The 25,325-nt window shown below is 42.8% G+C and carries 24 protein-coding genes; 2 read left to right on the forward strand and 22 right to left on the reverse strand.

What is annotated here, in order from left to right; all coding sequences use genetic code 11:
* Positions 1–25: 25 nt before the first annotated feature.
* The 13 genes from rpoS to JSY38_RS04510 all read right to left on the reverse strand — a co-directional run bounded on the left by rpoS (position 26) and on the right by JSY38_RS04510 (position 12,247).
* Positions 26–1,027, reverse strand: a complete 1,002-nt coding sequence (rpoS, locus tag JSY38_RS04450) for an RNA polymerase sigma factor RpoS (protein WP_114413417.1) — start codon at positions 1,025–1,027, stop codon at positions 26–28.
* Between the two features lie 31 nt (positions 1,028–1,058).
* On the reverse strand, positions 1,059–1,802 hold the full coding sequence (locus JSY38_RS04455) for a peptidoglycan DD-metalloendopeptidase family protein (RefSeq protein WP_239544320.1): 744 nt from the start codon (positions 1,800–1,802) through the stop codon (positions 1,059–1,061).
* Positions 1,803–1,926: 124 nt separating this feature from the next.
* Complete coding sequence (locus tag JSY38_RS04460) at positions 1,927–2,862, reverse strand: DUF368 domain-containing protein (RefSeq protein ID WP_205115477.1); 936 nt, start codon at positions 2,860–2,862, stop codon at positions 1,927–1,929.
* Positions 2,855–3,520, reverse strand: coding sequence for a protein-L-isoaspartate(D-aspartate) O-methyltransferase (locus JSY38_RS04465; protein ID WP_114413420.1), 666 nt, complete (start codon positions 3,518–3,520; stop codon positions 2,855–2,857). Before JSY38_RS04465 ends, JSY38_RS04460 begins: the two co-directional genes overlap by 8 nt.
* Positions 3,517–4,263 carry a 5'/3'-nucleotidase SurE gene (gene surE / locus JSY38_RS04470; RefSeq protein ID WP_205115478.1) on the reverse strand — a complete coding sequence of 249 codons (747 nt, stop codon included), beginning with the start codon at positions 4,261–4,263 and terminating at the stop codon, positions 3,517–3,519. The genes JSY38_RS04465 and surE overlap by 4 nt, the downstream gene beginning before the upstream one ends.
* Complete coding sequence (gene truD, locus JSY38_RS04475; RefSeq protein WP_114413422.1) at positions 4,241–5,335, reverse strand: tRNA pseudouridine(13) synthase TruD; 1,095 nt, start codon at positions 5,333–5,335, stop codon at positions 4,241–4,243. The genes surE and truD overlap by 23 nt, the downstream gene beginning before the upstream one ends.
* On the reverse strand, positions 5,332–5,823 hold the full coding sequence (gene ispF / locus JSY38_RS04480) for a 2-C-methyl-D-erythritol 2,4-cyclodiphosphate synthase (RefSeq protein WP_114413423.1): 492 nt from the start codon (positions 5,821–5,823) through the stop codon (positions 5,332–5,334). The genes truD and ispF overlap by 4 nt, the downstream gene beginning before the upstream one ends.
* Before the next feature lie 31 nt (positions 5,824–5,854).
* Positions 5,855–6,562 (reverse strand): 2-C-methyl-D-erythritol 4-phosphate cytidylyltransferase, encoded by a 708-nt coding sequence (ispD, locus tag JSY38_RS04485; RefSeq protein ID WP_205115480.1) that lies wholly within the window; start codon positions 6,560–6,562, stop codon positions 5,855–5,857.
* On the reverse strand, positions 6,559–6,837 hold the full coding sequence (locus tag JSY38_RS04490) for a septum formation initiator family protein (RefSeq protein WP_012069014.1): 279 nt from the start codon (positions 6,835–6,837) through the stop codon (positions 6,559–6,561). Before JSY38_RS04490 ends, ispD begins: the two co-directional genes overlap by 4 nt.
* Positions 6,838–6,945: 108 nt before the next feature.
* Positions 6,946–8,247 carry a phosphopyruvate hydratase gene (eno, locus tag JSY38_RS04495; RefSeq protein ID WP_114413425.1) on the reverse strand — a complete coding sequence of 434 codons (1,302 nt, stop codon included), beginning with the start codon at positions 8,245–8,247 and terminating at the stop codon, positions 6,946–6,948.
* A gap of 51 nt (positions 8,248–8,298) precedes the next feature.
* Positions 8,299–9,933, reverse strand: a complete 1,635-nt coding sequence (locus tag JSY38_RS04500; protein ID WP_205115481.1) for a CTP synthase — start codon at positions 9,931–9,933, stop codon at positions 8,299–8,301.
* A 177-nt stretch (positions 9,934–10,110) separates the two neighbouring features.
* Positions 10,111–11,067 (reverse strand): PDR/VanB family oxidoreductase, encoded by a 957-nt coding sequence (locus tag JSY38_RS04505; protein WP_205115483.1) that lies wholly within the window; start codon positions 11,065–11,067, stop codon positions 10,111–10,113.
* 73 nt (positions 11,068–11,140) lie between these two features.
* A complete protein-coding gene (locus JSY38_RS04510; protein WP_205115485.1) occupies positions 11,141–12,247 on the reverse strand; it encodes an aromatic ring-hydroxylating dioxygenase subunit alpha in 1,107 nt (368 codons plus the stop codon).
* Between the two features lie 223 nt (positions 12,248–12,470).
* Between JSY38_RS04510 and JSY38_RS04515 the strand changes: the two genes are divergently transcribed.
* Positions 12,471–13,196, forward strand: a complete 726-nt coding sequence (locus tag JSY38_RS04515; protein ID WP_114413429.1) for a GntR family transcriptional regulator — start codon at positions 12,471–12,473, stop codon at positions 13,194–13,196.
* A 21-nt stretch (positions 13,197–13,217) separates the two neighbouring features.
* On the opposite strand, the gene JSY38_RS04520 is transcribed toward JSY38_RS04515, so the two are convergent.
* A complete protein-coding gene (locus tag JSY38_RS04520; protein WP_114413430.1) occupies positions 13,218–13,514 on the reverse strand; it encodes a DUF6482 family protein in 297 nt (98 codons plus the stop codon).
* 126 nt (positions 13,515–13,640) lie between these two features.
* Here JSY38_RS04520 and JSY38_RS04525 point away from each other — a divergent pair, with 126 nt between their 5' ends.
* Positions 13,641–14,318, forward strand: coding sequence for a nucleoside/nucleotide kinase family protein (locus JSY38_RS04525; RefSeq protein ID WP_239544323.1), 678 nt, complete (start codon positions 13,641–13,643; stop codon positions 14,316–14,318).
* 11 nt (positions 14,319–14,329) lie between these two features.
* On the opposite strand, the gene JSY38_RS04530 is transcribed toward JSY38_RS04525, so the two are convergent.
* The 8 genes from JSY38_RS04530 to lpxB all read right to left on the reverse strand — a co-directional run bounded on the left by JSY38_RS04530 (position 14,330) and on the right by lpxB (position 25,308).
* Positions 14,330–16,366 carry an FUSC family protein gene (locus JSY38_RS04530; protein WP_239544512.1) on the reverse strand — a complete coding sequence of 679 codons (2,037 nt, stop codon included), beginning with the start codon at positions 16,364–16,366 and terminating at the stop codon, positions 14,330–14,332.
* 19 nt (positions 16,367–16,385) lie between these two features.
* Positions 16,386–17,246 (reverse strand): efflux RND transporter periplasmic adaptor subunit, encoded by an 861-nt coding sequence (locus JSY38_RS04535; RefSeq protein WP_205115489.1) that lies wholly within the window; start codon positions 17,244–17,246, stop codon positions 16,386–16,388.
* 4 nt (positions 17,247–17,250) lie between these two features.
* Positions 17,251–17,454, reverse strand: a complete 204-nt coding sequence (locus tag JSY38_RS04540) for a DUF1656 domain-containing protein (RefSeq protein WP_114413434.1) — start codon at positions 17,452–17,454, stop codon at positions 17,251–17,253.
* 152 nt (positions 17,455–17,606) lie between these two features.
* The gene (tilS, locus tag JSY38_RS04545; RefSeq protein WP_205115497.1) at positions 17,607–18,917 is read right to left on the reverse strand and encodes a tRNA lysidine(34) synthetase TilS; all 1,311 of its coding nucleotides are present in this window, start codon (positions 18,915–18,917) and stop codon (positions 17,607–17,609) included.
* A gap of 84 nt (positions 18,918–19,001) precedes the next feature.
* Positions 19,002–19,949, reverse strand: coding sequence for an acetyl-CoA carboxylase carboxyl transferase subunit alpha (gene accA / locus JSY38_RS04550; protein WP_114410780.1), 948 nt, complete (start codon positions 19,947–19,949; stop codon positions 19,002–19,004).
* Positions 19,950–20,070: 121 nt separating this feature from the next.
* Entirely contained in the window at positions 20,071–23,547 is a 3,477-nt protein-coding gene (gene dnaE, locus JSY38_RS04555; protein WP_205115499.1) for a DNA polymerase III subunit alpha, read from the reverse strand.
* Between the two features lie 4 nt (positions 23,548–23,551).
* Positions 23,552–24,151: a ribonuclease HII gene (gene rnhB, locus JSY38_RS04560; RefSeq protein ID WP_205115501.1), complete on the reverse strand. Its 600-nt coding sequence runs from the start codon at positions 24,149–24,151 to the stop codon at positions 23,552–23,554.
* On the reverse strand, positions 24,151–25,308 hold the full coding sequence (gene lpxB / locus JSY38_RS04565) for a lipid-A-disaccharide synthase (RefSeq protein WP_205115503.1): 1,158 nt from the start codon (positions 25,306–25,308) through the stop codon (positions 24,151–24,153). Before lpxB ends, rnhB begins: the two co-directional genes overlap by 1 nt.
* Between the last annotated feature and the right edge of the window lie 17 nt (positions 25,309–25,325).

Consider the following 25,325-nt stretch of genomic DNA (forward strand, 5'->3'; position numbering starts at 1 on the left):
TCTGTTTTTTTAACCGAATACGCAATCAATCATCGAGGCGGATAACATCGTCTAAAGCCAGCCCTTCCTTATCCATGATCAATCGCAGCTTGCGCAATGCCTCTACTTGAATCTGGCGAACTCGCTCACGAGTCAGACCTATCTCAGCACCGACATGCTCAAGTGTACTAGCCTCGTGACCTCGTAGCCCAAAGCGACGAGTAATCACCTCACACTGCTTCTCACTCAGTTCATTTAGCCACAATTCAATACTGTGGATAACATCACCATCTTGGCGATCAGCTTCAGGCCCTTGGTGAAGAGTGTCCGCTAAAATTTCAACCAAGCTTTTATCGTTATTCTCACCACCGAAAGTTGCATCTATCGAGCTTACCTTCTCATTAAGCCCAAGCATTTTCTGCACGTCTTCAACAGGACAGTCGAGCATTTCTGCAATTTCTTCGGCTCTTGGTTCATGATCTAGTTTCTGTGTTAGCTCACGAGCTGCCCGCAAATATACATTGAGCTCTTTAACAACGTGGATAGGCAAACGAATAGTTCGAGTTTGATTCATAATCGCACGCTCAATGGTTTGTCGTATCCACCAAGTTGCATAAGTGGAAAAACGGAAACCTCGCTCAGGATCAAACTTCTCGACGGCACGAATTAAACCTAGGTTACCTTCTTCAATAAGATCCAATAAAGATAAGCCTCTATTTAGGTAACGTCGTGATATTTTCACAACCAAACGCAAATTACTTTCTATCATGCGTTTACGTGCTTTTTCGTCACCCTTAAGAGAAAGGCGAGCGAAGTATACTTCCTCCTCTGCACTAAGCAGTGGTGAAAAACCGATTTCACTCAGATACAACTGAGTAACATCTAAATTGCGACTAGTATCAGCATCCGCATATCGAGCATTTACTGCCGATTCAAATTCTTCGTCTACTAGATCCTCATTCTCGTCATACTCACTCACAGACTCGAAATCAAAATCCTCCGTATTCGAAACTTTTGTTGCTTCTTTTTCCATATTTGCCAACTTCATGCCCCCTCCTTAAAACGCCAATTCGCTTAATTTATTTGGGTAAAACATCTAGCGGATCGATCGGCTGACCATCACGACGTACTTCAAAGTGAAGAAGTGGTCTATCCTCTCCCTTACCACCAATAACAGCAAGAGAGTCGCCAGCACGAACATTTTGTTTTTCTTTTACCAAGATCCTTTCGTTATAAGCATAAGCACTAAGGTACACATCATTGTGTTTCACTATCACAAGATTTCCATATCCAATTAGACCACTGCCTGCATATACAACCGTTCCATCAGCTGCGGCTGTTATCAAAGCTCCTTCTGCTGCTTTTATATCTATACCTTTACTACTAACGCCGCTATTTGAAAAGCCCCTAGTGACCTGACCGTCTACTGGCCAGAACCAATCACTGGTGATTTTACTGTCTTTAGTGTCGCTCTTAGGTGACGTTACAGCTGTTTTAGTCGTTGTCGGCGTCACTGTTTTGACTGGTGTACTTTTCGCGCTCTGCACTATTAAAGGAGTTGAAGACGATGATGATTTCGGACTTACTGATGCGACAGATCCTCCACTATTTACCAGACGAATTTTTTGCTTTGGATAAATGGTATAAGGCGCATCAATACGATTAGCTTTCGCTAAATCTCGATAGTCTAATCCGTAGCGAAAGGCAATAGAGAACAAGGTTTCACCACTTTGAACACGATGAATACCGGAAGATGGAATAGAAGAAACACTGGCATTATTCGATGCATATGTGCGGTTATTTTTCGCCGAATAATGGAGCACTTCATAAGAGCAACCAGATAAAAAAAGACAAAAAAAACCTAGCCAACCCATCAAGCGGGTTAGCGATAAAATATTCTGTCTATTCGCTACACTACAAAAAATAGCTCATCACCTTAACTGCCACTTACAACCCATTATTTACATTTGTGTCTTTTCGTAAAAAAATGTAAGAAATGAGAACCACACTCAAAAACCCCATAAAAACAAAGACTACGGGAAGCAAAAAATCCATTGGCCAATAAAAATTGATACCATTCCAAGGCAAAATCAAATGCTCTTGTATAGGGTATTTCTTATCCCCAATTAGCGCCCACTCATCTGTCACTTTCCACGGCCACACCTTTACTAGCGCACCTAGCATAACACCTGTTAAAACAGAGAGAGTCATGGACCTTACATGATTAAGTAAATAACGCAGAATTTTAGAAAAGCTCAACAGCCCTATCAGTGCTCCCGCTGCAAAAGTGGCAATCACGGCAAGATCGACACTCTTAACTGCAGACAGAATAAATCCATACATCCCCATCATCAGCAACAGAAAACTCCCGGAAATCCCTGGCAAAATCATTGCACAAATGGCAATCATCCCAGAGAAAAACACCATAATAAGGGATGTGTTCAGTTGAGTGGGAACCAGTAATGACAAACTAGAACCTATCGCAATCCCAACAATAAGGCCCGCAAAATGCCTATGGGTAAAGCCTTCTATTTGACTAATTAAAAAATAAGCAGACGCTAAAATAAGGCCAAAAAAGAAGCTCCATAGATAGCTGGGGTATTCTAATAAAAGATGTGTAATTAAACCCGCCAGCAAGAAAATACTGGTCACAATTCCAGCCCCCAATGATAATAAGAAAGCACCATCAAAATGCTGCCACAAAGCTTTGACGTTGCCTTTAAATAACATACATAAGCTATCTTTATTAACGCCACTCAAGGCATTAATAAGGCGTTCATAAACTCCTAAAATGAACGCAATCGTACCACCAGAAACACCTGGGACAACATCAGCCGCGCCCATCAATACGCCACTCAAGTACACTTTAAGCCATTTAGGCATATTCCATTCCTTCCAATAAAGGGACAAAATATGCAGATTCAGTCCCTAAGCATTTCCAACGATCACCTTCTTTTCGCCAACAACCAATCTGTGGGCTAGGATGATCAATTGGCATAATAAGAATCCCTTGCTGCTTTAAGCAATTTGTTAAAGCCAACGGAATTTTGCTCGCCATCGCGGTAATAATAACAGCATCCATCTCTACTTTATTTGGCCAACCAGCCTGACCATCACCAAACAAATATTCAACATTATTCACCCCCATTGATGACAAGCGCTGTTTCGCCAGTAGATAAAGCGACTCTTGACGTTCGACAGTGTGAACTTTATTAAAAAAATGCGACAAGATACGAGTTTGATAACCAGAACCAGTTCCCACTTCCAACACACGCCCAAGTCGAGAATGAGACAGCAGCCATTCTGTCATTCTAGCAACCGTCAGCGGCTGACTAATCGTCTGATTTCGACCAATTGGAAGTGGGGTTGCCGAATACGCAAGATGGGAAAAGGCGGGCTCAACAAAATCATGACGAGGAACAGACCCCATTAAAGCTAATAGCTCTTCATGACTAATCCCATGCTCTCTAAGCTGATGAATCATCCTAGAGGACCGAGACTCAGAGTGTGTTATTAACCAATTAAGATCGTGAAGACTCATAGGGTTATTGTATCAGTCCATCTTTCAAGTGGTGACTGGGCTTCATAGCAGGTCATATCGGTGTGAATTGGCGTAATAGAAACATAACCATTTTCAATCGCACAAAAATCTGTCCCTTCAGACATATCATGAGGCTCAGACAAAGCGCCAATCCAGTAGCTCGGTAAACCACGCGGGTGCTGTGCAGAAATTGGGGCTTGAGCTTTATGACGATAACCTAAACGCGTAACCTGAATACCTTTTAACTCGCCGTATGGAACATCTGGAACATTGATATTCAGTAAAATACCCGCTGATAAAGTAAGCGTCGGAGCATCTTTTAGTAGTTGAACAACAACCTTTGCAGCCGTCTCAAAATGCTGACTCCCAACCAAAGAAATAGCCAATGCCGGACGACCTAGGTGACGCGCTTCCATCGCCGCAGCAACGGTACCAGAATAAATAACATCGTCACCCAAGTTGGCGCCATGATTGATGCCAGATACGACCAAATCAACCTCACCATCAATCATCCCAGACAGCGCCAAATTGACACAATCTGTCGGTGTACCATCGACACGAAAAAAATGTGGGCGAACTTCAGTAGGTTGCAGTGGGCGAGTTAACGTCAAAGAATTGCTCGCACCGCTACGATTTCGATCAGGGGCGACCACTAAAACATCGTATTCTTGCTGTAAATGTTGTGCTAACGTTTGTATGCCAACTGCATCAAGACCATCATCATTGGCGATCAATATTCTCATGATATTTCTCAGCTGACTTATCCGTAAAATCAATCATCTCGCGAAGTAAACTGGTCGCAAAACACCCTTTTGGTAAAGAAAACTCCACAATCAGTTGCGTATTCTCTTCGCTTTCTCTTAGCAATTCCCACGCCATGTTCATAGGAACAAGACGAGCTAACCGACTATCTCTAGAAAGATCAAAAGCAATGAGTGAATCAACTAAGTCCATACTCTCTGACAAAGAGCTTTTAATTGCTGCCTCTCTCTGCGCGCCTGTACCCGCTTCCCAACCTGCACTAATCATAGGTAAAACAGGGCTTATACTGCCGCGCTGCACACTTAAATGCATCAAAGCACCAACTTCCTTCACGCGGAATTGCTCATCTTTGTGCTGAAACTGAGCGATATCACCATCACACAAACGCATCCACATACCATTTTCAACTTGGTCACTTAAGGCTTCATTGAAACACCAAGATCGAATAGCAGATAACCAGAAAGACTCTGTCTTAGAAAGCTTGCGGCGACTTTGCCGCCCTTTTAAGACAAAGTCTTTCCCATAGTGCAAATTATTACCGTTTATACCAAAGCGCTGCGGACCATAATAATTAGGCACACCACTTAGTTTTATCAGATTCAAGCGGGCTTCAAGTTCATCCAGATCACCATGAATACCGCGCATTCGAATCACAAAACGATTCGCTAAATGCGTTCCGGTACGAAGCTTTTTGGAATGACGTAACTGTGCAACCACTCGAACACTTTCAGGCTCCCTGAACGCTTCTTGAATCGTCGACAAGTCTGGTTCTTGATTCAAAACATGCAAACAGAACCACTGGCGCGTACAAGCATGGCGATCTTTTACACCACTGTAAGTCACTTTATTAGGTGCAATACCAGCAAGCTGAGCCAAACGTTTAGCAAGAAAATCGGTATTTACTCCCTCCTTTTCAATAAATACGAAGCAAAATTCCCCTTTACCATCAGGTTCAAAACCTAATTGCTCTTCAACATAAAAATCCTGTACATGGGTTTTCAAATCCCCAGTAACCGTCGGCTTAGACCAAGCGTATCGCCATTCGGTATTCATATTTGATCCTGTTTAAAAATGAGAGCAACCGCTTCAACTGCGATTCCCTCTTTACGCCCTGTAAACCCCAACTTTTCCGTTGTTGTCGCTTTCACATTAACCGTGCCGATATCAACCGCTAAATCCTCGGCAATATTCGCTCGCATTGCATCAATATAAGGACGCATTTTTGGCGCTTCAGCAATAATAGTGACATCAACATTAGCCACACCAAAACCCAGTGCCTGTATTTCTTGGTAAGCACGTTTTAATAAGATTCGACTATCAGCTCCAGCGAATGCGTCGTCGGTATCAGGGAAATGCTTGCCTATATCACCCAGTGCTGCAGCGCCCAACAAAGCGTCTGTTAAAGCATGTAGAGCTACATCGCCATCAGAGTGAGCTATCAGCCCTTGAGAATAAGGAATTGATACACCGCCCAGAACAATGTGATCACCTTCACCAAATTTATGTACATCAAAACCATGGCCGATACGAAATGGCATCATGATAGTTACTCCTGTGCGATACAATGCACTGTTAGTGTAATTTTGAAAGGTAAGAGTACAGCGCTTCTGCGATCAGCAAATCTTCAGGTAAGGTTATTTTAATGTTGCTACTCTCACCAATAACTAGGTCCGGATGCCAACCAATAAATTCCATCGCAGAGCATTCATCCGTTATAGAAACGCCTTCTAATTGCGCTCTTTCTAATGAATCCAAAAGGGCTAAAAGAGGAAATTTTTGTGGTGTCTGAGCCAACCAGATAGCACTCCGGTCCAGCGTTGCATCCACTAATGGCTGCTCTGCTAACTGAAGTTTTACCGTATCTTTAGCAGGCATCGCTAAAATAGCACCGTGTTCAGATTGGTGGTTCATAATTCGATTAAGCGCGTCTTGGCTCAATAAAGGTCTCGCCGCATCATGAACCAACACTACTTGATGTTCATTTACATCAGGCATACCTAAAAGATAGCGTAATCCTTTTTGCACTGTGTCGCTGCGCTCTTCACCACCAACAAAGGCTTTTACCAGCTCATGATTATACCACTTAGAATGCTGCCAATAAGCGTCTTCTTGGCCAACACCAACCAACACACCAGCGATTAATGGATGCGAAATAAACAAGGCTATGGTTCGGTCTAGAATGGTTTCCCCAGCAAGTGATAAATATTGCTTGGGAAAACTTGCTTGCATACGCTGACCAACACCAGCAGCAGGGATAATAACCCAGAAAGCCTGTGTCATTTTTTATTTACCATACGATAAAATACTTCACCATCTTTTATATATTGCAACTCACTACGAACGTGTTCTTCTACCGCCTCTTCTCCAAGGCGAAGATCATGTACTTGCGCTCTAAGTGCTTGATTTCGATGTTTTAAGCGTAAATTTATTCGTTCCTGATAAGCAATTTGCTTTGCCAGCTCTTCTTGGCGCTTAACGCCCTGTTCACCAAAGTACAAATGATAAGATTGATAACCCACGGCACAGACGAAGAAGAAAATTAACAAACGCGCCATAACACCCTCAGAAGCCTAAAAATACATTCCTTATTATCAAAGGAATTGAATCAAAAAAAAATAAAAAAAGGGAGAACCAAGTTCTCCCTTTTTTAAGTCAAGACGATATTAAGCTTGACCTTTAATCTCAGAAAGACCTTTGTACGGAGCTTTACCACCTAATTGCTCTTCAATACGTAGCAATTGGTTGTATTTAGCAACACGGTCAGAACGACATAGGGAACCCGTCTTAATTTGGCCAGCTGCTGTACCTACTGCAAGGTCTGCAATAGTCGCGTCTTCTGTCTCACCAGAACGGTGAGAAATAACAACAGTAAAACCAGCATCTTTTGCCATCTTAATAGCTGCTAACGTCTCAGTTAAAGAACCGATTTGGTTAAACTTGATTAAGATTGAGTTCGCAATGCCGTTATCAATACCGCGTTTCAAAATCTTAGTGTTGGTAACAAAAAGATCATCACCCACTAATTGGATTTTATCGCCCATTAATTTAGTTTGATGTGCGAAGCCATCCCAGTCTGACTCGTCAAGACCGTCTTCGATAGAAACAATCGGATACTGCTTAGTAAGGTCTTGTAAGAAGACGTTGAACTCTTCAGACGTGAATTTCTTACCTTCACCTTTAAGGTTGTAGATGTTTGCTTCTTTGTCGTAAAACTCAGAGGCAGCACAATCCATCGCCAAAGTGATGTCTTTACCTAGCTCGTAACCTGCTGCTGCAACGGCTTCTTTAATAACAGCCAATGCTTCAGCATTGGATGACAAATCAGGGGCAAAACCACCTTCATCACCAACTGCTGTACTTAAACCACGATCGCTCAATACTTTTTTCAGCGCATGAAAGATTTCAGCACCGTAACGTAATGCTTCGCGAAAATTTGGCGCACCAACTGGTTGAATCATGAATTCTTGAATATCAACGTTGTTGTCTGCATGCTCACCACCATTAATGATGTTCATCATAGGCACAGGCATTGAGTAAACGCCTGGTGTGCCGTTGATGTCAGCAATGTGAGCGTATAATGGGATTTTCTTAGAAATTGCTGCCGCTTTCGCCGCTGCCAAAGAAACCGCCAAAATAGCGTTAGCGCCAAAAGTAGATTTGTTTTCTGTGCCGTCTAGATCAATCATAATCTGATCTAATTCTGCTTGAGCAAGGGCATCTTTGCCGATCAAAGCGTCACGGATAGGACCGTTAACCGCTGCAACCGCTTTCAATACACCTTTGCCTAGATAACGACTTTTGTCGCCATCACGTAATTCTAATGCTTCACGAGAACCGGTAGAGGCACCAGACGGTGCACACGCTGAACCTACGGAGCCGTCTGCCAAAATAACATCAGCTTCAACAGTAGGATTACCACGAGAATCTAATACTTCTCTGGCCTTAATATCAACGATTTGACTCATAACAAACCTCTTAAAATAAATGAAAAATCACAAACTACCTGTTTGCTCAAATTATTTTTCTTTTCCTGCGTATTTAAGTGCCGCATGTACAAAGGCACTAAACAGGCCGTGTCCATATCTAGGTGTAGAAGTGAACTCCGGATGGAACTGACAAGCAACAAACCAAGGGTGATCGGCAATCTCTACCATCTCAACCAAAGAATTGTCTTCTGAACGACCTGAAATCGTCAGACCTGCTTTCATCAGATCTTCAACATAAAAGTTATTTACTTCATAACGATGACGATGACGCTCTTTTATGACCGCTTCACCATAAGCTTCAAAGGCTTTTGTGCCTTCCGTAAGGTTACAGTTCTGCGCGCCAAGACGCATCGTTCCACCTAGATCGGATTCCTCTGACCGGATTTCTTTGGAACCCTCTGCATTGGTCCATTCTGTAATCAGACCAACAACTGGGTTCTCTGCTTTTAAATTAAACTCGGTGCTGTGTGCACCGGCTAAATTTGCCACATTGCGAGCAAATTCGATAACCGCTACTTGCATACCCAAACAAATACCTAAGTAAGGCACTTTGTTTTCACGAGCATACTGAGCTGTTAATATCTTACCTTCAACACCACGTTCGCCGAAACCACCAGGAACAAGAATAGCGTCCATTCCTTTTAATTGATCAGTACCTTTTTCTTCGATACTTTCAGAGTCAATGTAATGCAGTTTCACTTTAGTACGAGCATGAATACCCGCATGATCCATCGCTTCAATCAAAGACTTGTAGGCGTCCAACAACTCCATGTATTTACCAACCATGGCGATATTGATTTGCTTTTCAGGGTTCAATTTCGCTTGAGTCACTTTATTCCAGATTTCAAGATCTGGCATGTTACAATCTAAGTTGAAGTGTTCAACAATCAAGCTATCTAAGCCTTGGTCGTTCAACATCTGAGGGATACGGTAAATAGTATCGGCATCAGGAAGGGAAATAACCGCGCGTTCTTCAACGCTGGTAAACAAGGCGATCTTCTTACGCTCTGGCGCTTCGATAGACACTTCAGAACGACAAATAAGAATGTCTGGCTGAATACCGATAGAACGAAGTTCTTTCACAGAGTGTTGGGTAGGCTTGGTTTTGGTTTCACCGGCAGTACGAATGTAAGGGACAAGAGTCAAATGCATGAACAAAGCACGACGTGCACCCAATTCAACTTTAAGCTGACGTACCGCTTCTAAGAAAGGTTGTGATTCGATATCACCAACCGTACCACCGATTTCAACCAAAGCAACATCTGCGCCTTCAGCACCAGAAATAACGCGGCGTTTAATTTCATCGGTAATATGAGGAATAACTTGAACGGTTCCACCAAGGTATTCACCACGACGTTCTTTTTTAAGAACATGTTGATAAACACGGCCACTGGTGAAGTTATTGCGTTTGCCCATTTTAGTGGAAATAAAACGCTCGTAGTGGCCTAGATCTAGATCCGTTTCGGCACCGTCTTCTGTAACGTAAACTTCGCCGTGCTGGAAAGGACTCATGGTGCCAGGATCCACGTTGATGTATGGATCTAGCTTTAGCATGGTGACTTTTAGACCACGAGATTCAAGGATAGCGGCCAAAGATGCTGCTGCCAAACCTTTACCAAGAGATGAAACTACACCGCCTGTAACGAAAATATATCGTGTCGCCATGAGTGTTTAACCCGCCTTACAAATATAAAAAAATGAGATTTGAAGGCACATGACAATGTACCTTCAGGACGGGGGAAAATAATAACATCCGAAGCCCCTTCACTCAATGTAAAACACAGTTGTTTTACATTGAGTGAAGGATTCACTACAAGAAAAATCAAGACAGTGAAAGCAGATCTATAAATCCAGCTCCAAGACAGGCGTTTTAGAGCGGGAACAACAAGGCATCACAAGCTTACCTTTGGCATGTTCTTTATCCGTCAAAAAGACATCTCGATGATCTGGGGTTCCGTCTATAACTCCTGTTTGGCAAGTGCCACAAACACCCGATTCACAAGAGACGGCAAGGAAAACACCATTAGTATCTAATACTTCAAAAATACTCTGGTCAGCTTCAACATCAAAAACCTCACCTGTACTATGAATTTTCACTTTAAACGCGGTATTTTCACTTACATTTTCATCGAGCGCTGGTGCTGCAAAAAACTCTCTATGCAAACGATCTTCAGGCCAACCTAACATTTTTGCCTGCTGCAAGACGCCATTAATAAAATCCGCTGGACCACAAATATACAGTTCAGAGTCATTCGAATGACATGACAACACATTCACTACATCCATGCGGCTAGACCCCGCCACCTGGCTATAATGGAAATGCATTTTATCTGCAAAAGAGGATGCCTCTAACGCAGAAGAAAAGGCGGCCGTCTCAGGAGATCTTGCACAATAGTGAAATTCAAAAGGCAGTCCCATTTTTTGCAAATGCTGCGCCATTGGCAGCATTGGCGTTACTCCAATACCACCAGCTACTAAAACGCTATGACGCTTTGTTTCCACCAAAGGAAAATGGTTTTTCGGTTCACTTATTGAGATAGAATCACCTATGCTCAAATTATGAACTTCAGCGGATCCACCTCTTGATTGTGGGTCTTTTAAAACCGCAATTTCATAGTACTGCGCGTCTTCTTGAAGACGACACAATGAATATTGGCGGGTTAAACCACTTGGCAACTTAATATCAATATGCGCCCCTGCTTCAAAAGCAGGTAGCGCCGAACCATCTACAGAGCCCAGCACAAGTCGAACAATTCCTCGCGCTTCTGTGACCATATTTCTTACAATGACCGGAATCATTTGGCACTCCTAATCTATTATTCTTATTAACCAGAGAGCCAAAGAAGCAGCGCTCTGGTAAGCACCAACTTAATTAAAATGACACTGTCTGCAAAGGTGCAGTAGTTTGTGTGTTTGAAGTATTGCCCTGCTCTTTTCCAAGCTGCTCATTCGCAATCACACGATCTATAATTCGTCGTGATTGAACACCACCGGCATCAATGTCTAGCTTCAATAAGTCATAGTCTGGAAATGCTAATAAGTTTTGTTGTTGACGCTCAAGCACCTCTAAATCTTCTGCGAAAATTTTGCCTTGCCCTTCACGAATAGTATCGGTTAGCGCTTTATCTTCCGGTTTAAAATTACGCGCCATTCCCCAAAAATACCAAATAGACGTTTCTGTTTCTGGAGTAATGAAATCCACTACAGTACTGCTAGCCTTTTTGTCTGCTGGCGCTTCAAAGCCGCCATTACCAGCATGAGCAACACCAACATCAATCATCACATGAGAAGGCGGACTGAAACGACAAATTTGCCAGCGATCTACTAAAACGTCATCGGCCAAACCATTACCACGCAAAGCAGCTTGCCAAAATGGTGGTGCCATGATGTTTTCCATATAACGACTGGTAATGACTTTATCACCTTCTACTGTCGTAGAAACTGGTGATTCATCAATTTCCTTCTGACCAATACTACTAGCATGAACGTAGGTTTCATGGGTCAAATCCATCAAGTTATCCACCATAAGGCGATAATCACAATTGATATGATACAAGCCTCCACCATAAGCCCATTCAGGATTTACAGCCCATTCTAGATGAGGGATCAATGATTTATCAGCTTGAGATTGGTCACCTGGCCACACCCAAATGAAACCATAACGCTCTTCAACTGCGTAGGATTTCATACATGGAAAGCCTTTTACTCGCTGCAAAGGCATTTCTTTGGTTTTGCCCTCCGCGCCCATTTTTAAGCCATGGTAACCACAAACCAAAAGACCGTCTTCCACATAACCTAAAGACAGAGCGGCACCACGATGTGGGCAAAAATCCAATACCGCAGCAATTTCATTTTCGAGGGAACGGTAAAAAGCGATGCTTTCACCACAGATCTTACGACCAAGAGGTTTACTGCCCATAACCTCTTCAGACATAGCAGCGACATACCACGCATTTTTTGGATAAGTTTGCTTACTCATTGGAATTCTCCTGCTTTTATTTTTATTTATTGGATCCAATATAGATGAAAAAAAACATAAAACAATATAGATATATATTAATTGGATCCAATATGCGTAAAATGAATAACACCAAAAAAACTAAATTATTGATAAATAAACACTTCTTTATTGGATCCAATTATTCCTTTTTTGTCTTCGTATGCGTTATGATAATTTTTCATAAAATGTAGGGGCCAGAGCTATGAACAAACCTGGACAACAAGTAATTAGTCGATTACGACAAATGATTTTATCTGGCGATTTGGCCTCAGGACAACGTCTTGCAGAGATCCCCACCGCTGAGCAACTTGGTGTTTCACGAACTCCGGTACGCATTGCCTTCAGGACTTTAGAACAAGAAGGTCTACTAACGAAACTGTCCGGACGGGGGTATATTGTCCGCCAAGTGACACAAGCAGAAATCAGCGGTTCTATCGAAGTACGCGGCGTGCTCGAAGGGTTAGCCGCAAGACAAGCCGCTGAAAATTCGCTATCCAACGAACAAAAACATGAACTATTAACACTATTAAGGCAAGGTGATGACTTATTCGTAAAAGGCAGCATAGACGAACAAGACCTCGCCCTTTATCACGACATAAATCAGCGCTTTCATCAGATTATTATTGAAGCCAGCTTGAACCCTGCCATCGCTGAAGCATTAAGCCGCAATGAACACCTTCCCTTTGCTTCCGTTAGCGCTTTAGCATTTGATCAAAATAACTTAGCTCAAGAATATCGACGCTTTAACTTTGCCCATATGCAACACCACGCCGTCTTTGATGCCATCACTAACGGCCAAGGGAGTCGTGCTGAAGCCATCATGCGGGAACATGCAAACGCTACTCACGGCTACGCAAAAACATTCTCCAAAATGGAAGAAAGCGGTGAGAAGATGCAAGTTCTAAACAATGTGAATTCAGCTCTCTAAGAAACTCCTCCATCAAATGAGCTAAGCTAGATCGGTATTCCCTATTGGTACCTCTAATATATTCCCAACACCAATCGGCTGCCCTATCATTTCGTCATAAGCACTGCGATGACAAAGCACCGTAGCGCCAACGGACTTGCCTTTAAACAACGCCTGTAGGTCTAATTTGTTATGGCTGGTTATAAAACGTCCATTGTCCGTTTCGATGTATTGCTCGTCTCCATCAATCACCACTGATAGCTGGTAAAGGTTAGACTCCAAAGAATGCAGTTTGACCTTATCAACATGAAGAATTTTTTTAAGCTCTTTCAGCAACATAACAGTCTTTCTTTATGGCTTTACTTAAGTACGTACCTCATTGCATTATCAGTTCACATAAAGTGGAGAATCACCTTAACAAGCTCGCGCTAACTACCAGTAAAAAAACAAAAAACAGGAGAAATCATGGCTATTGATATTTACGACAGCTATGCAAATTCAACCGATGTCCAAACTGCTCTAAACAAAATTAAATCCTATACTAAGCAGCCAAATCGCTGCTTGATAGGTTTAACTGGTGGGCCAGGCTCCGGAAAGAGCACTCTAGCGAACTATTTACTCGATCACTTTACCAAGCAACAAGACACTCAAGTGGTTTGTCTCTCAATGGACGGTTTCCATTTATCAAAAGAGCAGCTTCATCGCCTGCCCAATGCCGAAGATGCTTTTGCTAGGCGCGGTGCGCCTTGGACATTTGATAGCGTGGCCTTTGTCGAACGGGTGAAGAAAATTAAACAAAGTTACCAGCAAGAAGATATATTGTGGCCAAGCTTTGACCATGCCCTTGGCGACCCAATTGCAAACGACGCATCGATCAAAAAAGAAACAAAAGTCATATTAATAGAAGGGTTATATCTGTTACACCAACAAGATGGCTGGCAAGAGTCACAAGCCTTATTCAACGAACATTGGTTTTTAGACATTCCTGTTGACGTTGCAATCGAGCGCTTGGCAAATCGCCATATGCAGGCTTGGGGGTTTAGCCATACACAAGCAATGAACAGGATAAATCAAAGCGATGGCTTAAACGCTGAACTAGTTGCAACATACAAAGATCAGGCAGATTGGCTATTAAAAATATAGCCACTTTTTATCTACACTTTCTGCATTGCAATGGCTTCTGCACTGCGCTCGAAAGTCAGGTTAATGCGCAAAAACATACCTTGAATCGCTTCAACCTGGCTGGAATTGCCTTCCAAAGCAAGTAGCTCGTAATATAAAGACTGACTGGCTTTTTCAAAGCTATCATCACACCGCCCCTTACTTGCTAATAAAAATGCTTCTGCCAAGGCTGTCTGCCACCTTTCTAATGATTGCAGTTGCTTACCAGCCAAGTTTTCACAAATGGAACGCAGGCGAACAGACACATGTCCGAGATTCAAAGCAGTTAATGCTAAATCTGTAATAGCACGTGACTTAGAACCTTGATCGTAATTTGTTAAGCGCAATAACCTATCAGCCATCCGACGGTTATACCAAGCAGCAGGAGCAGCATGTTGGTTGACTTCCAATAAATCTTGGTAAGTCGTTTTAAATATCCTGTGGACCAACAACTGAACACTTGGCCCTGTAATTAAGTGGAATACCCAAAACAAAATACTTACGCCAGCAAAAATAGCCATGGCAGAGCTTATTGTGAAATCAATAGAAAAAGCCCGACTCATATCTCGACTAGGACTCACAAGAATAGAAAAAGGAATACAAAACCCTAAACCATATGGCAAAGTCTGACGATCAAAGAGAAGCAACAAACCGATAAAATAAGGTACAGCTAGTACAAGTAACAAAATTTCTAATTGGCCAGAACTCTGAGCCAATAAGTTTAGCGCAAATAAAACCGCTACCAGTACCGCCACGACGACACCAATTAGCAGCCGTTTCAAAACCACTTTTAGAATCATCAAGGGCAATCGGGCCAACATGATAGAAAAAATGACTGGTAAAATCATAATCATAAGCGCAGCTGAAGAACCCGTACCAACCCAAATACAAGCACCAATTAAAAATACAACCATAGTACGAATACCAATGATGAGTCCCGCTAGTGGATCACGATAAGTCAGCATACTAGGTGCATTCAGCAAGGTGCTATCGCGCTCTTCCAGTGCACGAAAAGCTCGCAACAAAACAGTCAATTCCGATGTGATCTCTGCACCGACATTCAGCAAATGAGATTCGAAAGGCACCTCTGAGTCATTATTCAAACGATAGTCAGCAAGGTCACTGCGTAATGTTTTGACTTGTTCTAAGCAATAATCAAAATCTTCTGATTCTGCAATCCGTCCAAATGCGTCTCTCAATCGATCGAGCAGTTTAGTTAAAGTAGGAGTCATCAGCTCTGTATGGCGACGCTGTAAGCGACCAAATATTTGTACCAAGGCCAACAAAGACAAAACTTTTTGAGCCAATTGATTAGCCGCTCGTGTATGCCCTGGTCCTTTTGGACCTTCATAACTCACCGCGCTAGAGTCTTCGCTAACCATACCTAACGTCGCCATAATGCCATCAATCTGTTTATGGCGATTTTCATGAGTTCCTGACTTATCCAATTCCGTCACTAGATACTGTAAAGTCTGATTAATAACCGATCTTGCTTGTCGTTGCAGGCTGTCTTTTACCTTTACAGGCCAGAACATATGACTGACTACGCCAGCGCAAATAGAGCCAATAATGATTTCGCTAACTCTCGCTTGAGCAATATCAAACACCGCTTGGCTGTCAGCAGTGGATGGGCTAGCCATCACCATTAATACAATAATCTCCGACGTTACTGCTGCCATGGCGAACGCATAGACAAAGTTAGCTTGTCGAACCATAGCAGATAAAGCGGAATTCACCCCCAACCACAACGCCAGAACACCTAAAGCCAAATAAGGGTAAGGCATTAAATACGCTAACAACACAATACCAAATAGGCCGCCAATAATCGTCCCGATAATTTGGCACATAGCCTTTTCAATCACCAAACCGCTTTCAGGGCGCATTTGCAAAAAAACAGCGGAAACCAATGCCCAGTATGGACGATCAAGATTTAGAGATAAGGCAAGAGTGAGCGCCATCGCCATTGCGATAATGCCTTTCAGCGCAAAAATAACTGCCTGTTTTTCTGGTAAAAACAGATTGCGAAGCACTATCCCCAAAGCGATCTCCTTACTGTTTAGCCAGATGAATAGTGGCCGTCATGCCAGCGCTAAGTTGAGTTCCTTCTGGTAATGAATCAAGCTTAATATCAACAGGAATACGCTGCGACAAGCGCACCCAGTTAAAGGTTTGTTGAACCTGCGGCAAAAGCTGACCATTACTTTGGGTATTGGTGTTCGCTATGGCTTTACCAATACTCACTACATGACCTGTCAATGGCTTACCACCACTCAGCAAGGTGATTTTGGCTGGCTGATTTAAATGAACAAGCGGTATTTTGGTTTCCTCAAAGTAGCCAGTCACATAAAACGAATTAGATTGAACAATCGCAAAAACAGGAGAACCCTGCCCAACATAATTTCCTTTACGCAAATTCAGATTAATAATATGACCAGATACTGGAGCATAAACATTAGTACGATCCAAATTAAGCTGCGCGGTTTCTTGTTGCGCAACGGCCAAATCGTAATTAGCTTTGGCAATTTCAGTACTAATGCGTGACGACTCTAGATCTTCTGCGCTAATAGCTTCTTGTTTTCGCAAAGCTGTACGCCGTTCATTTTTATGCTTCTCTAGCTGCCAAGTGTATCTAGCATTTTCTGTACTGGCTTTACTTTGATTAAGCGCGGCTTGGTAGCGCTGTCGGTCTACACTAAAAAGTAATTCGCCTTCTTTGACCATTTGATCATCGGTGATTTTCAGGTCTGTCACCCAACCAGAAACATCAGGTGCAACCGTCACGATTTCAGCGCGAATACGCCCATCTCGAGTCCATGGTGAATGCATATAATCATTCCACACCCACCGACCGGCAAACAGCGCAGCCAAAATAACCAATAAAGTAATAAAAATTCGTAGATATTTTGTCATTGATTTATCTTCCACCTAGGACATAAACAGTCAGAGCCAAATAGCACACAAACAAAGACACTTCGAACCAAGCAACTTTCCAAATACGGTCGTACCAGTCTAAACGATGAAGAACAAAGCGCGTGAGTGCCGCTAACAAGAAAGCGATAGGAAAGTAAACAACCAGAGGGCTAAACTCCAACCCACCAAGAGCAGCAATTTGAAGCATTAAGAAATCCTGTCACGTTAATATATTAGGCAATGTACCGACGTTATCGGAAGCCCGTTCATTGATTAAGCATAGAATTATATCTAGATAACACCAAAAAATTGTGCACCTAACAGCCAAATAAAAGCACAACTATTTCGGCAAGCACTTTTCTAGACACCTTTAGGAAAAGGTAAATTTTGATTTAGAAGCCAACACACTTTGAGGTGCGTATAATCTGGGTGCTGCCATAGATCGCCAATCGCAACCAATGTATCACCCTCATACAAATAAGGAAGATGCTCTCGCCACCAACTAGGAATAGCGTGATCATTAAACCATTTTTTTAATTTACGAGTTGTGCCATTAGGCATTAGTAAGCTTTCACCTTGTGGTCGTGCTTTCAATACACATGACTCGCTTCCGGTAACGCAAACGCAGTCAAAAGCGCGCTTAAAGCTTTCCCCTGGACACAATGCAGCCAGTTTAACGTCTTTATCCAGAGGCAATAGATATACTGTATTCTGATGACGCATTATACGACCACGAGAAAACTCAAATTCTGGTTGCTTGTCCTCTGCACTAGAAAACATAGCGGCAACACTTTCCAGCTGAGATTGCGACAATGAAACATCATTATCCTGTAAAAAATGTCGCCACCAAAACAACCTTTCTTCAAATGGCTTATCTGCAATACATGACAAATCCAGACCGCCAAACTCGTTACACCAACTGACTAACTGCTGATGAGCAAACTGAGAAAGCATCTCGTAATCCGTGGCAATTCGCTCAGCACTCGAGACGATGCTAGATTCCATTTTTGGAAAACGCTCTTTTAAAATCGGCACAACACTTTGACGAAGAAAGTTACGTGTAAAGCGCTCATCGCCATTCGATTCATCATTAATGTGAGTCAATTGATGCTGATATGCATAGGTTTCAATATCCTTTTTCGACACCTTTAAAAAGGGTCGAATTAAACAAGCCCCGCTATTTCCTATTAATCTTTCTTGCGGAATGCCCGCTAACCCCTTTCCACCAGTTCCGCGCAACAAACGGAACAATAGAGTTTCAACCTGATCGCCAGCATGATGAGCAAGCAAAATAACGTCTTGCTTACCCATTACTTTATGAAAGGCTTGGTAACGAGCATTGCGAGCTGCATCTTCTAGGGATGCTTGAGCCTCTAACTGCACCCGCTCAGCAACAAAAGACACATCAAGGTTGGTGCAAATCATCTCACAATGCTTTAGCCAATTATCGGCATTAGCACTTAAACCATGATGAACATGAAGCACGACAAGTTGCCGTTTTTGCTCCACTGAGATTTGATTGACCAAGGCATGAAGCAAAACATGAGAATCGACACCACCACTAAAGCCAACCCACACTTTTGCCTGCTTAGAGAATACAGCGGCAATCCACTCAGCATTAAACCTGAGAGGAGATAGAGAAGTCAGCGGTTTAGAGATTGATCGTTTCATTATAAAGCCCGAAAGCAAAGCACCTTAAACGCAAGAAACAAAAAAGCCCCCTAAATATAGGAGGCTTTTTAAGAAAAGAAAAACTTATAGACCGTAAGACATCAAACGGCTGTAACGACGAGCCAATAGCTCATCTGTCGTCAATGCTTCCATACGATCCAATGCCGCAAGAACATTTTGCTTCAAACTTTGCGCAATTTGTTCATGAGAAATATGTGCGCCGCCAAGAGGCTCTTGAATAATCGTATCCACAAAGCCAAGTTCTTGTAGGCGAGGAGCCGTAATGCCCATTGCCTTAGCAGCATCAGAAGCTCGATCAGCACTCTTCCACAAAATAGAAGCACAACCTTCCGGAGAGATAACTGAGTAAGTTCCGTATTGCAGCATCATTAGCTCATCACATACGCCAATCGCCAATGCACCACCAGAACCACCTTCACCAATAACGGTAGAAATAATCGGTGTTTTCAAACGAGACATAACCGCCAAGTTAAAAGCAATCGCTTCACTTTGACCACGCTCTTCAGCGCCGATACCAGGGTAAGCCCCAGGTGTGTCAATAAGAGTAATAATTGGCATATTAAAGCGCTCAGCCGTTTCCATAAGACGCAGTGCTTTACGGTAACCTTCTGGACGAGGCATACCAAAGTTACGTAATACTTTTTCTTTGACTTCACGGCCTTTCTGATGACCAATAACCATCACAGGACGGCCATCTAAACGAGCAATACCACCAACAATGGCACGGTCGTCAGCGTAATGACGGTCACCATGCATTTCTTCAAAGTCGGTAAAAGCGTGCTTAATATAATCAAGTGTATATGGGCGCTTTGGGTGACGCGCAAGCTGAGAAACTTCCCATGCCCCTAAATTACTAAACAGGCTTTTTGTAAGCGCTACTTTCTTATCTTCTAAACGACTAATTTCATCGCTTATATTGAGTTCATTGTCATTACCGACTAAACGTAACTCTTCGATTTTTTGTTCGAGCTCAGCAATCGGCTGCTCAAAAGGGAGATAATTTAAATTCATGTTTAATTACACTACTGTTTGGTTGCCATCAAATTCAAAGAAAAAAGATAAAAATCCTTTGTCCTATAGCTCTATTAGCGTGTCGCGACGCTACATTCCATTACAAAACTATTAAATGAGTCTAAGTATACACTAACTGAACATTTTGTTTACCGTATTGTTTCTGAAGTTGGTGAATTAATTCGTCATCTGGACGAACTTTCCAACCAGAACCCAAGCGAATATCGCCACATGCTTGTGGCGTGTCGAACCCAATAACTACATCACAGCCATCGCCACGATAGGACTCCATATAATTCGCTAACGCTTGTATTTCTGTTGGTGTCACCGTCTCAGACGTCCAAGTAATACGCAATGCTTCAACATAACGAACCCGAGCCTGAGCAATATCGAGGATGTTACGCGCAATAACCTTTTGCCCTCCTCTGAACTCATCAACAGTAATTTCACCTTCAACCACGACAACTTCATCTTTTACAATGACATCTCTAAACGATTCGTAATTATCAGGAAAAACAGTCACTTCAATACGGGCAGAACGGTCATCTAACGTGACAAAGGCGATGTTACCACCTTTTTTACTCTTGGTAATCCGCAAGTCTACGATCAGACCCGCCATCACTTGAGTATCGCCACGTTTAGGTTGCAGGTCGACTATCTTAGAGCGAACAAAGCGACGTATCTCTTTTTCATACTCATCAATGGGGTGACCTGTAACATATAACCCTAACGTATCTTTCTCACCATCAAGTCGCTGACGCGGTGGCCATTCATGTTGAATACCTATTTCCTTATAAGCGTCCTCCGTATTTTCTTCTACCGCAATACCAAACAAATCCATCATGCCGGCGTCTTGGTTCTTTGCATCTTGTACCGCTCTCTTAAGCGCTTCATCAATACAGGCAAACAAGGTTGCACGATTCGGCCCGATAGTGTCAAACGCACCGGAACGCACCAAGGCTTCCATAACACGCTTATTCACTCTCTTCCCAACACGCTGGCAGAAATCAAAAATATGCTCAAACGGTCCTTCTTTGCGTGCTTCTACAATCGCCTCAATCGGACCTTCACCTACACCTTTAATGGCCCCAAGACCATATACAATGGCGCCTTTCGGATTAACGGTAAATTTATAAACCGACTCATTCACGTTCGGCAGCTCTAAAGCCAATGACATAGATCGGCATTCTTCGATGAAGATAACTATCTTGTCTGTGTTCTGCATATCTGCAGACAATACTGCCGCCATAAATGGGGCCGGATAATGATTCTTCAACCAAGCGGTTTGATACGAAACCAATGCATATGCCGCTGAGTGAGATTTGTTAAAACCATACCCTGCGAACTTTTCCATCAGGTCAAAGATGTTACCTGACAAGTCTTTATCAACGTTGTTTTTAAGAGCGCCTTCCATAAAGATCAAACGCTGCTCAGCCATAACTTCGGCTTTTTTCTTACCCATGGCACGACGTAACAAATCGGCACCACCAAGTGAGAATTTAGCCAACACCTGAGCAATCTGCATTACCTGCTCTTGATACAAGATAATGCCGTAGGTTGGCTCCAATACCGGAATCAAATCTTGATGCTGATAATCAGGGTGAGGGAAAGCCAATTCAGCACGACCATGCTTACGGTTGATAAAATCATCCACCATGCCAGACCCCAAAGGTCCCGGACGGTACAAGGCCACCAAGGCGATAATATCTTCAAAGCGCGATGGCAAAAGCTTTTTAATCAACTCTTTCATACCACGAGATTCCAGCTGAAATACCGCGGTGGTTTCAGCTCGTTTCAGTAAGTCATATGTTGATTTATCTTCTAGGTCGATTAAAGATATATCGAGCGGTGGCTTGCCCTCTAGCGCATTGATGGTATCAATGTTTTTAACAGCCCAATCGACAACGGTTAAGGTTTTAAGACCCAAGAAGTCGAATTTTACTAAGCCAGCTTCTTCAACGTCATTTTTATCGTACTGGGTAACCAGACCTGAGCCATCTTCTTCACAATAGAGCGGAGCAAAATCGATCAGTTTAGTTGGTGCGATTACCACGCCACCAGCGTGCTTACCAAAGTTACGCACCACACCTTCTAGAGAGATTGCCATTTCCATGACTTCAGCTGCGTCTTCATCACCCGAGATAAACTCAGGCAATGCAGGCTCTTCTTCCAAAGCCTTTTTAAGGGTCATGCCGATTTCAAAAGGAATCAGCTTAGATAATTTATCCCCCAAGCTATAAGGTTTGCCTTGCACCCTTGCGACATCTCGAACCACGGCTTTCGCTGCCATGGCACCAAAAGTAATGATTTGAGACACCGCATCACGCCCATAAGTACGTGATACGTAATCAATCACTCGGTCACGGTTATCCATGCAGAAGTCAATATCAAAGTCAGGCATGGATACCCGCTCTGGGTTCAGGAATCGTTCGAAAAGTAGATCGTATTCAAGTGGATCAAGGTCAGTAATCTTCAACGCATAAGCCACTAAAGAGCCCGCACCAGAACCTCGCCCAGGGCCAACTGGAATATCGTTATCTTTGGCCCACTGGATAAAGTCCATTACGATCAGGAAATACCCAGGAAAGCCCATTTGGTTGATAATAGTTAACTCGAAATCCAAACGATCCCAATATTCTTGGCGACGTTTTTCAATACGTTCACCGTATTTTTTAGTGAGGAAATTAAAACGCTCTATCAAACCATCATAAGAAAGCTTGCTAAAGAACTCCTCCATCGTCATGCCTTCAGGCACAGGATAATCCGGCAAAAAATACTCACCAAGTAATACATCTACGCTACAACGTTTTGCAATCTCGACGGTATTTTCCAATGCCTCTGGAATATCTTGAAACAACTCCGCCATTTCTTCAGGCGTTTTAAAATACTGCTCTTCAGAGTAACGACGCCTACGACGTGGGTCATCAATCGTAACGCCATCATGAATACAAACTCGAGCTTCATGAGCATCAAAGTTCTCTCGCTTTAAAAAGCGAACATCATTCGTCGCCACAACAGGGCAACCTAGCTCACTAGCAAGAGGAACGACGGTATGTATGTAGGTCTCTTCACCAGGACGACTAGTTCTCTGTAACTCAACATAAAAACGATCAGGAAATACTGACATCCAATGTGCTAGGCGTTTTTTGGCTTGTTCATTTCGCCCCTTTTGCAACAAGTAGCCGATATCGCCAAAACCTGCACCAGACAGAGCAATAACATCTTCGCTATGTTCTTCTATCCATTCTCGCTGAACAATAGGACGACCTTCTACTTGCCCTAATTGATAGCCTTTCGAAATAATGGCTATGATATTTTTGTAGCCTTTATTTGACGTGGCCAATAGGGTAAATCGATAGCGAGAATCTACATACTCATCTTCATCAACCACGACGTCGGCACCACAAATTGGTTTGATGCCTTTTTCCATTGCGCCTTTGTAGAAACGAACGAAGCCACACAGATTATTCTCATCCGTAATGGCGACAGCAGGCATGGACATGAATTCAGTTGTACCAAGCAGCCCTTTGATTTTCACCAGTCCATCGACTAATGAAAACTCTGTATGCACTCGAAGATGTATAAACGATGTGGACAAAATATTATCCTTCTAAAATCTTTTTAACTGGACCAAAGCTGCGTCTATGTATTGGCGTAATACCATACAAACGGATTGCTTCAAGGTGTTGAGCTGTTGGGTAACCTTTGTGCTTCTCAAAGCCATATGCAGGATATGTATCTGCAGCTTTTATAATATCTCGATCTCGGGTCACCTTCGCCAATATTGAGGCGGCTGAAATAGCCGCTTGACGAGCATCACCTTTAACAACGGCTTCAGCAGAGTACGGTAAATTAGGCGGAATACGATTACCATCTACTAATACATGCTCGGGCTTAACAGAAAGAAGCGACACCGCTCTAGACATTGCCAACATACTGGCATGTAAAATATTTATCTCATCTATTTCTTCTATTGATGCGCTGGCAATACCGTAAGCTAAAGCTTTGTCTATTATTTCGGCATACAGAGCTTCACGCTTTTTCTCTGTCAACTTTTTAGAGTCCGCAAGACCAAGGATAGGACAAGTAGGGTCTAGAATCACTGCTGCCGCAACAACCTCACCAGCTAACGGACCTCGCCCAGCCTCATCAGTACCAGCTAACAAATCACCAAAATATACCTGACTAACAAAAGGTTCCATTACTTTCCTTTACCCTCAAGCATCGCAACAATAGCTTCTGCCGCTTTTTCACCTGCATTTTTACGCAACATTTTATGTAACTGAAGGTATTTATCTTGAATAGACTGATCCGTGATAAAAGACTTCCAAGTTTGCACCAAACGAACTGCCAAGTTATCTGGTGTTGCTTCGTCTTGTAACAATTCAGGCACTAAGGTTTCATTGGCCAATAAATTAGGCAAGGAAACATATGGCACCTTTATCATTCTAGACATAATAGCAAAGGTCAATTTATTCACTCGATATGAAACAACCATAGGGCGCTTGACTAACATAGCTTCCAGAGCCGCAGTACCAGATGCCAATAAAATAGCGTCTGACGCAGCCATCACGACACGAGATTTGCCATCAACAAGAATCGCCTCTGCGTTTGCCTCATGAAGAATTTTTTCAATTTGTAAGCGCCGCTCTTGGTTGGCGGCGGGTATTAAAAAAGTTGCTTCAGGCTGGTGCTGTTTAATTTGCTTCATTGTTTCTATAAAAAGCGGCGCTAATCTTGAAACCTCACCCTCTCGCGATCCTGGCAAAATGCCAAACACAGGGCCAGAAACTTCCGCTAAATTAAGCGTTCGCCTTGCATCTAAAGCATCACTTTCTAATGGAATATCATCGGCTAGTGTATGACCAACACAGACCACTGGAATATTGTGCTCATGATAAATTGGCAATTCGAACGGAAAAAGTGCCAACATAAGGTCGACAGATTTTTTGATATTAAAAATTCGTTTTTGACGCCACGCCCAGACTGATGGACTAACATAATGAACGGTTGAAATCCCCGCATGTTTAAGCTTTTTAGCCAACGGCATATTAAAATCAGGAGAGTCTATACCAATAAAGGCTGTTGGTGGATTCGCTAAGCAATCTTCATACAAACGCTTACGAATTCCTAACAGCTCTCTTAAGCGCCCTAATACCTCAACCAACCCCATTACGGATAATCGGTCCATAGGTACCATACTTTTAAAACCTTCCGCCTCCATTAAGGGGCCACCAATTCCCTCAAAAGTAGCGTTGGGCTGTAATAGTTTTAAATGAGCAATTAAATTTGCCCCTAAGATATCACCAGACGCTTCACCAGCGACCAACACATAACGCGTTGCAGACGTTACTTGCATTTTCACAACCTCTAACA

It is taken from the genome of Marinomonas foliarum (genome assembly GCF_016906065.1).
GTDB classification, from domain to species: Bacteria; Pseudomonadota; Gammaproteobacteria; order Pseudomonadales; family Marinomonadaceae; genus Marinomonas; species Marinomonas foliarum.

Bases quoted from the DNA above. Each gene is read 5' to 3' on its own strand.
- rpoS (WP_114413417.1), bottom strand. From the start codon at position 1,027: ATGAAGTTGGCAAATATGGAAAAAGAAGCAACAAAAGTTTCGAATACG.
- JSY38_RS04460 (WP_205115477.1), bottom strand. From the start codon at position 2,862: ATGCCTAAATGGCTTAAAGTGTACTTGAGTGGCGTATTGATGGGCGCG.
- JSY38_RS04465 (WP_114413420.1), bottom strand. From the start codon at position 3,520: ATGAGTCTTCACGATCTTAATTGGTTAATAACACACTCTGAGTCTCGG.
- surE (WP_205115478.1), bottom strand. From the start codon at position 4,263: ATGAGAATATTGATCGCCAATGATGATGGTCTTGATGCAGTTGGCATA.
- truD (WP_114413422.1), bottom strand. From the start codon at position 5,335: ATGAATACCGAATGGCGATACGCTTGGTCTAAGCCGACGGTTACTGGG.
- ispF (WP_114413423.1), bottom strand. From the start codon at position 5,823: ATGATGCCATTTCGTATCGGCCATGGTTTTGATGTACATAAATTTGGT.
- ispD (WP_205115480.1), bottom strand. From the start codon at position 6,562: ATGACACAGGCTTTCTGGGTTATTATCCCTGCTGCTGGTGTTGGTCAG.
- JSY38_RS04490 (WP_012069014.1), bottom strand. From the start codon at position 6,837: ATGGCGCGTTTGTTAATTTTCTTCTTCGTCTGTGCCGTGGGTTATCAA.
- eno (WP_114413425.1), bottom strand. From the start codon at position 8,247: ATGAGTCAAATCGTTGATATTAAGGCCAGAGAAGTATTAGATTCTCGT.
- JSY38_RS04500 (WP_205115481.1), bottom strand. From the start codon at position 9,933: ATGGCGACACGATATATTTTCGTTACAGGCGGTGTAGTTTCATCTCTT.
- JSY38_RS04505 (WP_205115483.1), bottom strand. From the start codon at position 11,067: ATGATTCCGGTCATTGTAAGAAATATGGTCACAGAAGCGCGAGGAATT.
- JSY38_RS04510 (WP_205115485.1), bottom strand. From the start codon at position 12,247: ATGAGTAAGCAAACTTATCCAAAAAATGCGTGGTATGTCGCTGCTATG.
- JSY38_RS04515 (WP_114413429.1), top strand. From the start codon at position 12,471: ATGAACAAACCTGGACAACAAGTAATTAGTCGATTACGACAAATGATT.
- JSY38_RS04520 (WP_114413430.1), bottom strand. From the start codon at position 13,514: ATGTTGCTGAAAGAGCTTAAAAAAATTCTTCATGTTGATAAGGTCAAA.
- JSY38_RS04525 (WP_239544323.1), top strand. From the start codon at position 13,641: ATGGCTATTGATATTTACGACAGCTATGCAAATTCAACCGATGTCCAA.
- JSY38_RS04535 (WP_205115489.1), bottom strand. From the start codon at position 17,246: ATGACAAAATATCTACGAATTTTTATTACTTTATTGGTTATTTTGGCT.
- JSY38_RS04540 (WP_114413434.1), bottom strand. From the start codon at position 17,454: ATGCTTCAAATTGCTGCTCTTGGTGGGTTGGAGTTTAGCCCTCTGGTT.
- tilS (WP_205115497.1), bottom strand. From the start codon at position 18,917: ATGAAACGATCAATCTCTAAACCGCTGACTTCTCTATCTCCTCTCAGG.
- accA (WP_114410780.1), bottom strand. From the start codon at position 19,949: ATGAATTTAAATTATCTCCCTTTTGAGCAGCCGATTGCTGAGCTCGAA.
- rnhB (WP_205115501.1), bottom strand. From the start codon at position 24,151: ATGGAACCTTTTGTTAGTCAGGTATATTTTGGTGATTTGTTAGCTGGT.
- lpxB (WP_205115503.1), bottom strand. From the start codon at position 25,308: ATGCAAGTAACGTCTGCAACGCGTTATGTGTTGGTCGCTGGTGAAGCG.